The sequence below is a fragment of the Sphingopyxis sp. GW821-FHT02C12 genome, from assembly GCF_059421785.1.
The window spans coordinates 955,612-968,296 of sequence record NZ_JBWKVQ010000001.1 but is presented as its reverse complement, the minus strand read 5'-3'; the positions used below and the strand labels follow the sequence as shown (position 1 = coordinate 968,296).

14 protein-coding genes are annotated in these 12,685 nt (G+C 63.8%); 5 read left to right on the top strand and 9 right to left on the bottom strand.

Going from position 1 to position 12,685, the window contains the following annotated elements; translation table 11 throughout:
- Positions 1-14 precede the first annotated feature (14 nt).
- Positions 15-920, top strand: coding sequence for a LysR substrate-binding domain-containing protein (locus tag AC07U1_RS04480; RefSeq protein WP_003046376.1), 906 nt, complete (start codon positions 15-17; stop codon positions 918-920).
- A gap of 36 nt (positions 921-956) precedes the next feature.
- Here the strand turns inward: AC07U1_RS04480 and AC07U1_RS04475 are convergent, their stop codons facing one another.
- The 9 genes from AC07U1_RS04475 to AC07U1_RS04435 all read right to left on the bottom strand — a co-directional run bounded on the left by AC07U1_RS04475 (position 957) and on the right by AC07U1_RS04435 (position 9,502).
- The gene (locus tag AC07U1_RS04475) at positions 957-3,428 is read right to left on the bottom strand and encodes a TonB-dependent receptor plug domain-containing protein (protein ID WP_003046379.1); all 2,472 of its coding nucleotides are present in this window, start codon (positions 3,426-3,428) and stop codon (positions 957-959) included.
- Between the two features lie 241 nt (positions 3,429-3,669).
- Positions 3,670-4,017 (bottom strand): hypothetical protein, encoded by a 348-nt coding sequence (locus tag AC07U1_RS04470; RefSeq protein WP_003046382.1) that lies wholly within the window; start codon positions 4,015-4,017, stop codon positions 3,670-3,672.
- Between the two features lie 26 nt (positions 4,018-4,043).
- Entirely contained in the window at positions 4,044-4,568 is a 525-nt protein-coding gene (locus tag AC07U1_RS04465; protein ID WP_003046385.1) for a DUF411 domain-containing protein, read from the bottom strand.
- 1 nt (position 4,569) lies between these two features.
- On the bottom strand, positions 4,570-4,959 hold the full coding sequence (locus tag AC07U1_RS04460) for a DUF305 domain-containing protein (protein ID WP_223181178.1): 390 nt from the start codon (positions 4,957-4,959) through the stop codon (positions 4,570-4,572).
- A 92-nt stretch (positions 4,960-5,051) separates the two neighbouring features.
- Positions 5,052-6,263 (bottom strand): copper resistance protein B, encoded by a 1,212-nt coding sequence (locus AC07U1_RS04455; protein ID WP_003046391.1) that lies wholly within the window; start codon positions 6,261-6,263, stop codon positions 5,052-5,054.
- Positions 6,260-8,095 (bottom strand): copper resistance system multicopper oxidase, encoded by a 1,836-nt coding sequence (locus tag AC07U1_RS04450; protein ID WP_374046507.1) that lies wholly within the window; start codon positions 8,093-8,095, stop codon positions 6,260-6,262. The genes AC07U1_RS04455 and AC07U1_RS04450 overlap by 4 nt, the downstream gene beginning before the upstream one ends.
- A 119-nt stretch (positions 8,096-8,214) precedes the next feature.
- The gene (locus tag AC07U1_RS04445) at positions 8,215-8,799 is read right to left on the bottom strand and encodes an RNA polymerase sigma factor (RefSeq protein WP_003046398.1); all 585 of its coding nucleotides are present in this window, start codon (positions 8,797-8,799) and stop codon (positions 8,215-8,217) included.
- Positions 8,796-9,233 (bottom strand): periplasmic heavy metal sensor, encoded by a 438-nt coding sequence (locus AC07U1_RS04440; RefSeq protein WP_003046401.1) that lies wholly within the window; start codon positions 9,231-9,233, stop codon positions 8,796-8,798. The genes AC07U1_RS04445 and AC07U1_RS04440 overlap by 4 nt, the downstream gene beginning before the upstream one ends.
- A 2-nt stretch (positions 9,234-9,235) precedes the next feature.
- Positions 9,236-9,502, bottom strand: coding sequence for a hypothetical protein (locus tag AC07U1_RS04435; RefSeq protein ID WP_003046403.1), 267 nt, complete (start codon positions 9,500-9,502; stop codon positions 9,236-9,238).
- A 194-nt stretch (positions 9,503-9,696) separates the two neighbouring features.
- Between AC07U1_RS04435 and copC the strand changes: the two genes are divergently transcribed.
- From copC to AC07U1_RS04415, 4 genes are all read left to right on the top strand, one after another.
- Positions 9,697-10,029, top strand: coding sequence for a copper homeostasis periplasmic binding protein CopC (gene copC, locus AC07U1_RS04430; protein ID WP_231732871.1), 333 nt, complete (start codon positions 9,697-9,699; stop codon positions 10,027-10,029).
- 6 nt (positions 10,030-10,035) lie between these two features.
- Positions 10,036-11,004: a copper homeostasis membrane protein CopD gene (copD, locus tag AC07U1_RS04425; protein WP_003046408.1), complete on the top strand. Its 969-nt coding sequence runs from the start codon at positions 10,036-10,038 to the stop codon at positions 11,002-11,004.
- 32 nt (positions 11,005-11,036) lie between these two features.
- On the top strand, positions 11,037-11,726 hold the full coding sequence (locus AC07U1_RS04420; RefSeq protein ID WP_003046411.1) for a helix-turn-helix domain-containing protein: 690 nt from the start codon (positions 11,037-11,039) through the stop codon (positions 11,724-11,726).
- A 137-nt stretch (positions 11,727-11,863) separates the two neighbouring features.
- Complete coding sequence (locus AC07U1_RS04415; RefSeq protein ID WP_003046415.1) at positions 11,864-12,541, top strand: class I SAM-dependent methyltransferase; 678 nt, start codon at positions 11,864-11,866, stop codon at positions 12,539-12,541.
- Positions 12,542-12,685 lie beyond the last annotated feature (144 nt).

The window sequence follows — 12,685 nt, the reverse complement described above, 5'->3', positions numbered from 1 at the left end:
GGGAGCGATGTCCGATGAACCTGCGTCACCTCGAAGCCTTCAGGGCCGTGATGCTCTCGGGATCGGTCACCCAGGCCGCGCAGTCGCTCAACCTGTCGCAACCCGCGGTGAGCAAGATGCTTGCCGAGCTCGAGCATCAGCTGGGCTTTCAGCTCTTCCTGCGTTCGCGCGGCAGCGCGCTCACCGTGACGCCCGAAGCCGACGCCTTTTTCTACGAAGTCGAGCGGAGCTTCTCGGGCATTGCGGCCCTGAAGCGGGTAGCGGAAGACATCCGCAACATGGCGACCGGCACGCTCCGGATCGCCGCCCTTCCGGCGCTCGCGGTCAGTTTCCTGCCGCGTGTGATCGCGGCCTTTCGCGAGACACATCCCGGCGTCACCGTTCAGCTCCAGACCCGCAGTTCCTCGACGGTGCGGCAATGGATGGCGAACCAGCAGTTCGACATCGGGCTCGCGACGCCGGCGCGCGAATTGCCCGGCATAAGGATGGAGCGCTTCCTGCGCTGCCCCGGCGCCTGCGTTCTCCCTGCCGGCCACCGCTTGGCCGTCAAGGACGTCATCCGGCCGGCCGATCTCGAGGGCGAGCCCTTCATTTCGCTCGCGCTCGAGGACGGCGTGCGTCACCGCATCGACCGCATTTTCGAGGACGCGGGCGTCCACCGCGAGATGGTCATCGAAACCCAATATGCGATGACCATCTGCGCGCTTGTCATGCAGGGGGTCGGATGTTCGATTCTCAACCCCGTGACCGCAGCGGATTATGCCGAGCGGGGCCTTACGGTCCGTGATTTCGCGCCGGAGGTCCATTTCGAATATATGCTCTTCACGCCGAAGTTGAGGCCGATGTCCCAAGTCGCTGCGGCCTTTATCGCGGTGCTCGAATCCCACCGCGACGCGATGTTCGGCTCCGACGCCAGCTGAAGACACAAGACGCCGCACGGCCCTCACGGCCACCGATCAGAAGGAGGCGGTCGCGCGGACGTACCAGAAGCCCCCGTTGAACCCCGTCGGCGCGAAGCGGAGATATCGGATCCCGTTGTTGATCTGGGATTGCCGCGCCTCGACGTCGGGGTAATTGTCGAAGATATTCTCGCCGCCGACCGCGAGCTTGAGCATGTCGCTAACCTTGTAGGACAGCTCGAGATCGACCAGCAGTTCGGCGCCGCCCGTCTGGTCGGCAGCCGGTGCGGCGCCATAGTCGGTCCATTTGCCATAATAGTTCGCGCGCGCGACGAAGCCGAAGCGCTCGCCCGCATAAGTGAAGGACGCATTGCCCTTCCACTTCGGAACGAAGCCCTCGAGTTCGAGCAGCCGCTCGCGGTCCGCAGTGATCACCGGCGAGGCCTTGATGACATCGGTTTTGGTATAGTTGCCGTTGAGGCCGAGCGTGGCCTTGCCGTCGCCGAGGTCGAAGCCCACGGTGAGCACCGCATCGACGCCCTGGGTGCGGCTGTCGAAGGAATTGGTGAAGAAGCTCACCTGCTGGAAGGAATCCCCACCGGGAATGCCAAGCGCCGCGAGCTGCGCACGCTGCGCCGGGGTGAGATTGAAATTGCCCGATACGGCGATCCGGTCTTCGACCTTGATGTTGAAATAGTCGAGCGTGAAGGTGATGCGATTGGAGGGCTTCACCACGATGCCGCCGGCGACGTTGAACGAATTCTCGGGCCGAAGCGGCGTCGCGCCGAAGAATTGCGCCACCGGATTGTTGGGCGCGATAATGCCTGCGGTCAGCGGCGCCCCGGTTATCGAGTCGATGTTGGTCTGGACCTGCGAGGCGTTCGACTGGCCCGGCGTCGGCGCCCGAAAGCCGGTGTTGACCGATCCGCGCACCGCGAAGACGTCCGAGAAATCATATCGCCCGTTGATCTTCCAGGTGAATTTCGAGCCGAAGTCCGAGTAATTCTCGTAGCGGCCGGCAAGGCCGAACTGGAGCGCGTCGGTGAGATTGCCTTCGAGCGACGTATAGGCGGCCCAGTTGCTGCGCGCGAACTCGCCCGCCTGGATGGGACTGAAGCCCGGGAAGCCGTTCGAGCCGACCGGCAGTCCGACGCGGTTTCCGGTATCGGGATCGATGACCGACGCGAAAGGACCAACCTGCCATGATGCGATGTCGCCGGCCGTGATCTCATATGTCTCGCGCCGATACTCGAGACCGCCTGCAAGCGTCAGCGGATCGGAGGTGCCGATCGCGATGGGGTAAGTGAGATCGAGATTGAAAGCGAGTTCGCGCTGCTCGAGCTGCCCCGGCTTGAAGGAGGTCGGCGACGCGAGGCCAAGCGACGGATTGACCGTATTTTCGATCCGGTAGGAAGCATGGTTCTGACCATAGGAAGCGCTGAGGTCATAGGTCAGGCCCGAGGAGAATTCGCCCTTGAGGCCGGCCGCCAGCGCCGCATCGGTCACCGTGGCACCGAAATCCGGGGTGAAACCGCCGGGAAAGAGCTGGCGGAAGCTGAACCGCTGTCCTCCGGGCGTATTGGTGAGCGGAATCGAGGTGGAAATGAAGCTGGCATCGGGGTTGCGGTAAAAGAAGGCCGTCGTGCCGCGGCTCCAGCTATAGTTGCCGAAGGTGTAGAATTCCATCTCGTCCGACAGTTCGATGCCGGCATTGACGAAGATGCGCGCCGCCTCGGATTCGGGATTTCCCCAGCGCTGCGCCGGGACCGGGACATCCTGAACGCCGGCATCGATGAGCGCCTGCGCGTCGGGACGCTGAATGCCGCGCGACGTCGTGCTGGCGTTCACATATTCGCCGCTGATGTTGACGAAACCGGCGTCGGTGAAGGGAAGCCCGACATTGCCCTGGACGAGGAAATCCTCGCCGTCGCCCTTATAGAATTGGCCATAGCGGGCGATCAGCAATCCGCCTTCGCGGTCGCGGCGCAGACCGAAATTGAGGACGCCGGCGATCGCATCCGATCCATAGAGCGCCGACGCGCCGTCACGCAGAACCTCGAGCTGGCCGATCGCGATCGACGGGATCGCCGAAAGATCGGGTCCCTGCGATCCCCGGATATAGGGAACATTGGTGAACTGGACCGTCGCGCCGCGATGGCGCCGCTTGCCATTCACGAGCACCAGCGTCTGGTCCGGCGGCAGGCCGCGCAGCGAGAAAGGCCGGGTAAAAACGGCGCCGTCGTTGCTGACGAGGCGCTGGACATTGAGCGACGGGACCTCGGTGCGCAGGAGATCATTCATGTCGGCCGTGCCCTTTTCGAGCAGTTCGGCACCGGTGATGATGTCGATCGGCTGAGCGGAATCGGCCGCCTTGAGATCGTTCCGCCGCGTACCCGTCACGACGATTTCGCCCTGCGACGCGCCTGGCCCCGGCGCCTCTTTGGCGTTATCCTGCGCGAAGGCGGCGGCGGCCGACATGCCTGCCAGGACGGCGATAATCGAGCCACTCGTGCGAAGCAATTTTCTCATGGTCCCCTCCCATTTGCGAAAGCTCTCGGCTTCGCCACCGAGCTATCTTCGCGGCCTTGGCATGACCAGAAATAATCACCACTCATCGCTATAAACGAGATGGTTATTCCATATGGTTATATCTCTCGCTGCGGCATCGAGCAGCGCCCGACCGCGCGGCATGCCGGGCGCGGCGATGCCGGACACTTCGCGCAGCTTGTCCTCGACCGCCCGGGCGACATGCCGCGTCGGCACATGCTCCTTATTTTTTGTCCATATCGTGCCCGGCATGAGGATCGGGTTCGGGTTCGACAGGTTTCGGCGCTTCCGGCGCGGCCTTTGCCCGCGGCGGCACAGCGGCCTTCGCGGCGGGTTCTTGCTTGGGGCGGGATTTCTCCGGAGGCATCGCTTCTTCGGTCGGCGCCGCCGGGGCAGACGCGGCGGGCGGCTCGTCCGCTACGGGCATGGTCTCGACCATTGCGGGCGGCTCACCGGCAGTGACCTCACTCTGTTCCGGTGTGACGTCGCTCTGCTGCGCGGGCTCAGTGCCGCATCCTGCCAGAGCAAATATCAGCGCGGCGGCGCTCGCTAGGGGAATGAATCTCGTCATATCTGTCTCCTCTTCGTGTCGGCAGGTCATGCGCGGAATTCAGAAACCTTGCCGTCGCTGCCGAATGCCATCACTTCGAATGCGTCCGCGCTTCCGTCCGGCATTTCCATTCCCGGAGAACCGCGCGGCATGCCGGGCACGGCGATTCCGCGAATGTCGCGTGGCTTGTCGTGGAGGAGTCTCGCAACATGCCGCATCGGCACATGACCCTCGATCGCATAGCCGCCGATCACGGCCGTGTGGCACGACGCCAGCTGGCCAGGCACACCATATCGCGTCTTTACGGCGGCCATGTCAGCGCGGTTCTCGACAGTCACATCATAACCGGCCTTGCGTGCGATATCCGCCCAAGCTTCGCAGCAGCCGCATTCGGGATCGCGATAAACGAGCATTCGCTTGGGGCTGGACGTCTCGGCGCCCGGCGCGGGCGCCGCGCCATTCTTATCGCTGGTCGCCGCCGGGCCCGAGGCAGAATTGCATGCCGCAAGCGCCATCCCCGATCCGACCGCAATCAGGCCGAAAAGATGACGGCGCGTCATCAGATTTTTCATGTCATTTCCTCGCGAGAATGGATTTCATCTGTTCGATTTCGGCCGCCTGCCCCGCGATGATGCCGCGGCAGAGTTCGCGTATCTCGGCATCTTTGAGAGAAGCCTGTTCACACATGAGGATCGCGCCCGAGTGATGCGGGATCATCGAACGCAAGAAGGCCGTGTCGCCGATCGTCGTCTGTGTCCGGATGAGCCCGAAGCTCCCGAAGAAGGCAACTGCCGATCCCAGCAGCAGGAACGTATTGAGACGTTTCGACGGGAACATGCCCGGCATTGCGACGATCATCAGCACGACCATCGGCGAGACCATCATCAGCGTCATGTAGAGCATGTTGAGATTATTGTAGAAGCTCGAGAGGCGGTCGATCATGACGAACATCACCAGATACATGATGACGCCGCTGACGATCGTCTGCAGCGCGAGGCTGCGATAGGCTGGTTTCACGGCATTTCTCCTCGACGTGTCGCCACCCCGCGAAACTTCTAGAACCAGGCCCGCACCCCCATCACGAAGCTGACGCCGCTCGCATCCTCGCCCGCGGCGCGGGCAAAACGCGCGGTATCGCCGACCTTGCGCGCCCATTCGACGCCGACATAAGGCGCGAATTCCTTCACGACCTCGTAACGCAGGCGAAGCCCGAGCTCGAAATCCGAAAGCCCCGAACCAACGCCGGTCTCGGGGACATCCTGGAGCGCAAAATTGACCTCCGCCATCGGCTGGAGGATCAGTTTCTGGGTGATGCGCTGGTCGTAATAGCCTTCGAGCCGGGCGAGCAGATCACCCTTGTTCGAAAGAAACAGCGCGCCCTCGACTTCGAACCAATAGGGGGCGAGCCCCTCGAAGCCGATCGTCGCATAGGTGCGGTCGGGGCCGGGCCCAAGATCCTGCCTGATACCCGCCTGCGCGTTGAAATAGGGTCCGATCGCCCGGCTGTAGAGCGCCTGTACCTCGGCGCTCTCGATGCCTTCGCCGAACACGCCCTCGCCTTCGCTCTTGATCGTCAGCCGGTTAATGTCGCCGCCGTACCAAGCCTCACCGTCCCAGCGGAACCCGTCGCGGCCCTTGCGCGCCTGATATTCGGCAAGGTTGAAGCTGATGAAAGCGATGGTCTGCGCACCATTCTCTTTCATCATGTCGTGGCGCGAATGCTCCATTTCGGCTTGGGGATAAATGCGATCGGCATACCAGTCGCCGGGAGGCGCAGGCGCGGTAGCATCGCCCGGCGGCAAATCGGTGCCGCTAGCGCTGCTCGTGGTCGCCATGCCTTCCATTCCCGCCATCGCGTCCGCAGATCCGCCCTTCGGGGTGCAATGGCCCATTTTGGCATGTTCGGGCGGGCAATCGGGATCGGACGGCTGCGGTGCGCCATGATCCATCGCACCCATGTCCGAAGCGCCCTTGCCTGGAGCTTCCGCCTCAGGCGTACAATGACCCATCGCCGCATGTTCGGGCGGGCAGCTTGAAGCCTCGGGTTCCATGTCCATGCCCTGCATGTTCCCATGGTCCATCTGCTCCATCGACCCTTCGGCGGGCGCTTCGGGCGCGGACTGCGCTACGGGTGCTGGCGTTGGCGAGGGAGCGGGTGTCGGCGCGGGCGCCGCACCATGCATCGAATGATCCATCGACTGCGCCGCGGCGGGCACAGCAAAGGCCAGCGGGGCGATACCCGCGAGGAGAAGCGCGACCCGGGTCATTCGCCGTCTCCCTTCGGACGGACGCTGACGACGCGCATCATCCCCGCGTGCATGTGATAGAGAAGGTGGCAATGGAACGCCCAGTCGCCGAGCGCGTCGGCGGTGAAATCGAAGCTCGCGATGCCGCCCGGCTGGACAAGCACCGTATGCTTGCGCGGCGACCGGTCGCCCTTGCCCGTCACCAGTTCGAAAAAATGGCCGTGGAGGTGGATGGGGTGGCTCATCATCGAATCGTTGATGAGGTTGATCCGCACGCGCTCTCCCTCGATGAAGGGGATGGGCTCGTGATAGTCGGACATCTTGATGCCGTCGAACGACCACATGAAGCGTTCCATATTGCCGGTCAGATGGATGTCGAGCGAGCGCGAGGCGGCGCGGGTATCGGGGTTGCGCTCGAGCGCGACAAGGTCATGGTAGGTCAGCACCTTGTGCCCGACATTCTCCAGTCCCTGCCCCGGCTCGCCCATGCGATCCATCGGCATCGGCGAGATCGTCTGAACGCTGGGATCGCGCTTGACCTGCGGCGCGACACTGAAGTCGCGCATGCTGTGCTGCATGCCTCCGCCAGATCCATGATCCATGCCCGCCATCGCGCCGCTTTCCCCCGCTGGCGTACAATGGCCCATCTTGGCATGTTCGGGAGGACAAGAAGGGTCGCTCGCCGGCATGGGCATGGCGCCCATATCGCCGCCCGAATGGTCCATACCCGCCATCGCGCCGCCCGACATGTCGCCCATGCCCATGTCCTTCATGGTCGCGAGCGGCCGTTCGCGGAGCGGCGGCACCTCGGCGACCATGCCAGCGCGCGGTGCGAGCGTCGCGCGTCCCATGCCCGAGCGGTCATTGGCCTCGGCAACGAGCGTATAAGCACGGTCCTCGACCGGGGTCACGATGACGTCATAGGTTTCGGCGACCGCGATCTGGAACTCGTCGATTTCGGTCGGCACGACATTGAGCCCATCAGCCTGGACGACGGTCATCCTGAGGCCCGGGATACGGACGTTGAAGATCGTCATCGCCGACGCATTGACGATGCGCAGGCGTACCCGCTCGCCGGGGCTGAAGAGCGCGGTCCAGTTGTCGCGCGGACCATGGCCGTTGACGAGGAAGGTGTAGGTCGAACCATTGACGTCGGCGACGTCGGTCGGGTCCATCCGCATCTTGCCCCAATCGATCCGCTCCTTGAGCGGTTGATCCTTGCCGGCAAGCAGGCCCGCCAGCGTCTGGCGCTGCATGTTGAAATGGCCGGGATTGACCTTGAGCTTGCGGAAGATCGCCTCGGGCGACAATTGACTGTGGTCGGACAGGACGACGACATGCTCGCGGTCGTAGCCGATCGGGTCGGCGCCCGCGGGATCGATGACGATCGGGCCATAATGGCCGAGCTGTTCCTGAAGCCCCGAATGGCTGTGATACCAATAGGTCCCCGATTGAACGACCGGGAATTCATAGACAAACTTCGAGCGCGGCTTGATCCCGGGGAAGCTGACGCCGGGCACGCCGTCCATCTGGAACGGCAGGATCAGGCCGTGCCAGTGAATCGAGCTGTCCTCGTCGAGATCGTTGACGACGGTGAGGCGCGCGTTTTGTCCCTCCTTCAGCCGGACGAGCGGCGCGGGCACGGTGCCGTTGATCCCGATCGCGCGACTGACCTTGCCGTCGATGCGCATCGTCTGGCGCGCGATGCGCAGCGTTATGTCATTGCCGGATACGGTCGGAAGCGGCGCGGTGATGCCGGACGACACCGGCTGGGCCCAGGCCGGGAACCATGCGGCCATCGCCGCAGCAGCCCCTCCACCCAAAGCTCCACTGACGAACCGACGCCTTTCCATCTGCATATTCTTTCCGACCGTTACTGACTGTTCCTAAAGCTATACGCAGGCGGCACGCCTGCCCCTCAATAAAAATGCCGGACGATGAGGAGATGCCGCCTGAACGAGCGGTCGAACCCTCAACCCTCGGCGCTCGCAGATGTTCCCGCGAGCAATTCCCGGAGCCTGGTCCGCGCTCGATAGAGGCGCGTTTCGACTGTTTTCTCGCTGACCCGCAAAATGACCGCTGTTTCGGCCTGGCTGACCTCGTCGACACCGCGGAGGAGCAACACTTCGCGCAAATTCTGCGGCAGCTGATCGATCGCCCCGCGAACCCTGGCGAGCTCTCGCCTGTCGGTCGCCGCGGAATCGGGCCCAGGACCATCGCTTGCTACGTGATGCGCATTTTCGAGCGGGAGCGCGCGGGAGAAAAAGGCGCGCACCTTTCGCCGTCGTGCCCAGTCGCGACATTTGTTGAGCGCGATACGGGCGATCCATGTGCGGAAGGGGCGTTCGCCATCATAGCGATCGAGCGCCGAAAAGCCGGAGACGAACGTCTCCTGCGTCAAATCCATCGCCTCGTCGGCATCGCCGATCTGCTTTACGATGAGCCGGTAGACGCCCGTTTTGTAACGGCGCAGCAACTCGCGATAGGCGTCTTCGCGGTGCGCGCGCGCAAAGGCCGCCAGATCCTGGTCGCTACATTGCGATAGGTCGGCGCTCACCGCGCATCGGCGGTCAGCGCCTTGACCACGCTTTTGTCGAACATTTCCGCTTGATCGGGGTTGAGAACCCCGCGCATCGCGAAGAGATGCTGGAGCGTTTCCTTCTGCAATGTCCCCATCACCTCATGCGTCTCGTCGATCGCCTCGGTGACGCGCGGTCCATAGCCATGCTCGGCTTCGATCGCCTGCGCGAGCCGGACATTGGCGGCGCGCATCTCGAGTTCGAGCGCCTGGCGGCGACCGGCGAAGTCGGCTTCGATCCGCTCGAGTTTCTTTTCCTGCTCCGGGGTCAGGTCGAGTTGGCCGTGGAGAAGCGCATGAAGTTCGGTTTCGCTGGCTTTGGGCGCATCGGCTACCAGACGGCCGATGAACACGCCGGCAATCGCCGCGGCGAAGGCAATGAGCCCCAAGAGAAGAAGACGGCGCGACGGCATCGCTACTGTACATCCAGCAAGGTGGAAGGCACCAATGCGCTAGGCGGGCCGAATGGGGTCAGGGGGCTTGCCGCGACCGCCGGCTGGGAAATCGCACTCCCCGCAAAGACACCGCCGCCGAGCGAGACAAAGGCCGCGAGCGCCATCAGGCGGCGCATCGCTACCGCTTCGCGCCGGCGGATCGCCAATGCGCCCATGATGCGATCATCGAGCGCATCGAGCGCTGCGGGCAGATCGATCCTGTTCAAAATGCGAAGCTCCTTATCCATCGATCGTCTCTTCAAACCTTTCCATCATTGTACATACGCGCCGAAGCGCCTCACCCCTCACACCAGAATATTATTCCGGAATATTTGAGGGCCATGCCGATATCCTGCGTATTAGCAGGACAGACACGCATTTGGAGGTGTTCATGTTCAAGTCTCTTCTCCCCTCTGCAGCGGCGGCTTTCGCTCTGCTTCTCATGCCGGCCACGGCAAGCGCGCACACCAAGCTCGTCAGCTCGACGCCCGCCGCCAATTCGACCGTTTCGAAGGTCACGTCGGTCAATCTTCAGTTCAACGAAAAGATCGTCGCCTCGACCCTCAAGACCGAGCTGGTCATGACCGGCATGCCCGGCATGGCCAATCATGCCCCGATGAAGGTGCCTTACTCGTCGATGATGGGCAAAGAGGGCAAGTCGGCGATGCTGATGCTCAAGCGGCCGCTGACAGCCGGAACCTACAAGGTCACATGGTCGGCGGCGGGCGCTGATACCCACCGCATGGGCAGCGAATTCAGCTTCACCGTAAAGTAAAAGACGGTGGGGGACCCCGTTCTGATCGGCATCAGGTTCGCACTTTATGCGGACCTGATGCTCATCGCCGGCCTTGCTGCGTTCCCGCTTTTTGCGCTGACACGGAGCGAACGCCTTGCGCCGCAGTCGATGATGGCCTCGATCTGGCGCGCAGAGCGATGGCTCTGCGCCGCCGGACTGCTTCTCTCCATCTTGGGGATGGGCGTGCTCGCGGCTTCGATGCAGGGTGTGGGGCTCCTCTCCCTGGAACTCCAGCCTTTTTGGGACCTTGTTCGCGAGACCGAGGTCGGCACAGCCTGGGTCTACCGGAGCGCAGCGCTGCTGCTCGCGCTGGGAGTCGCGATCTGGATGGTCCGCTGGCCGACAACTTCGGCCGCCGTACTCGCGGCCGCGGGCTCGGTGGCCGTCGCGAGTCTGGTCTGGTCCGGCCACGCCGGCGCGACCGAAGGCGCCGCAGGCACCGTGCACCGGATCAGCGACATCTTGCACCTGATTGCAGCGGCGGTCTGGATCGGCGCGATCGGCGCCTTCCTGATCCTGATCTCACCACGTCGTGTCCGCGAATGGCCGGGCGGACTCCAAATTGCGGCGCGGAGCCTCGATCAATTCTCGCGCGTCGGTACGATCTGCGTCCTCGTCATCGCCGCCACCGGCCTCGTCAACAGCCAGATGATCGTCGGCGCCGAGAATCTCGGCCGTTCCCTCGGCTCGCCCTATGGACAATTGCTTCTCGCCAAGCTTGCGCTGTTCGGACTGATGCTGGCGCTCGCGGCGGCGAACCGCTGGCGGCTGACCCCGGCGCTCGCGGCCGCCGTCCCGGGGACCGATACCGACAATGTCGACGCCGACCCCGACCTCGCGATTGCAGCCATGCGCAGAAGCCTCATCATCGAAGCGTCGGCCGCGCTCGCCATACTCGCGCTGGTTGCCTGGTTCGGTACGCTCGAACCCTTCGTCACCGCCGATCCGGTTTGACCCCAAGCACCGCCTCTTGGTCGGGTTCGATCATGCTCGGGACCGGCTGGGCGCTCATTGACGCGCGCATCGGGAGCAGCCGTCCCCATAACCATGTGGCGCACCAGATCAGCCTCGCCATCGAACGCGACCTCGAAATTTCCGGTGATGCCGACCTGATAGTTCCCGCCGGACACGCCATTGCGATAGCGTCGCATGTCCGGCACCGCCTCGGGCCGCCGGGCGCCCTCGTGCGGTCATTTTATCTCGACCCGCTTTTTCGTGCCGGCACCCGGCTGTCCGCCGGATCGGCGCCTGTCCTGTTGACGCCGATAGAGACAGCCGGACTAGGTGACATCGCAAGCGGCGCGGACGCGAAGCGCTGGGCGTCCGACTATCTCGACCGCTCGCAGGCGCGTCCGGTGGATGCCCGCCTGTCCGAAGTGCTCGCGGCCCCTGACGATTTGTCGACCGCGCGCGCCTTGGCCGACGTCGCCTGCCTTTCGCCCTCGCGCCTCCGCGAAATCGTCAGCCGCGACTTCGGCGTGCCTCCGGCCAAATTGCTGCAATGGCTCCAGCTTCAACGCGCCGTGCGGACGCTGGTCGGCGGCGGAGGTCTTGCCGACGCCGCGGCGGCGGGAGGCTTCGCCGATCAGTCGCACTTCACGCGCCGCTGCGCTCAATGGCTAGGCGTGACGCCTTCGGCCGGCCTTAGTGCCTTCGCGTTCGAAATCGTGCCCTGAGCCGGATGCGCCTCGCACCGCGTCGCCCCGGCGAAACATTCAAGACTGCCGCGCCTGTTTGCCCTTAAGCGTCTCGTCGAGACCGGCGATTGCGGCCGCAATCCGGCGGCAAGCCAAAGCGTCGAAAGGAGACGGCCATGCCCGACCCGAAACCCGTAGCAAGATCCTACACGCCAGCGGCAGGATATCACTTCCTGACGCCCTTTTATGATTTCGGCGTCGCGGTGACAACGCGCGAGCGCGTGTGGCGCGACCGTCTCGTTCGCCATATGGCGCTCGGCGAGGGTGACGTCATTCTCGATATCGGCTCGGGTACGGGAAATCTTGCGCTGGCGATCGCTCGCCATAGCCGGGACGTCCGCTATCTTGGTTTCGACCCCGACGAGGCAGCGACGCGAATTGCCCGAACGAAGACCGCGCAGATTGTTCCACCGCCGGAGTTTCGAGTTGGCTTTTTCGCGGCTTCGGCGATCGATGACTGGCCCCCGCCTGCCAAGATTGCGATCTGCCTCGTCCTTCATCAGGTCGGGCTTGAGGAAAAGGCACGTCTGCTACGCGAGGCCCGGCAGGTGCTCGCGCCGGGCGGCAAACTCTATGTTGCCGACTATGGGGAACAGCGCAGCCGCCTCATGCGGTTGTTGTTCCGCCTCACGATCCAGCAGCTCGACGGCGTCCAGGACACCCAGCCCAACGCCGATGGATTGCTCCCGGTGCTGATGAGAGAGGCAGGCTTTTGCGATGTTCGCGAGCTTGAGACGTTCCGCACGCCAACCGGTGCGATCGGGATCATCGAGGCCCGAAAGCCCGGGACCTGACGGCACGGGGCAAAGAAAATCCAAGGGATAACCGCTCTTCTTGCGTATCGATAGAAGCGGCTCCATTCTGGAACCGCCAGGAACGACGCCAACGGCGAACTCGACCGGTGGCGTTTGGACCGCCCCGCCGCGAGGCGGGCATCC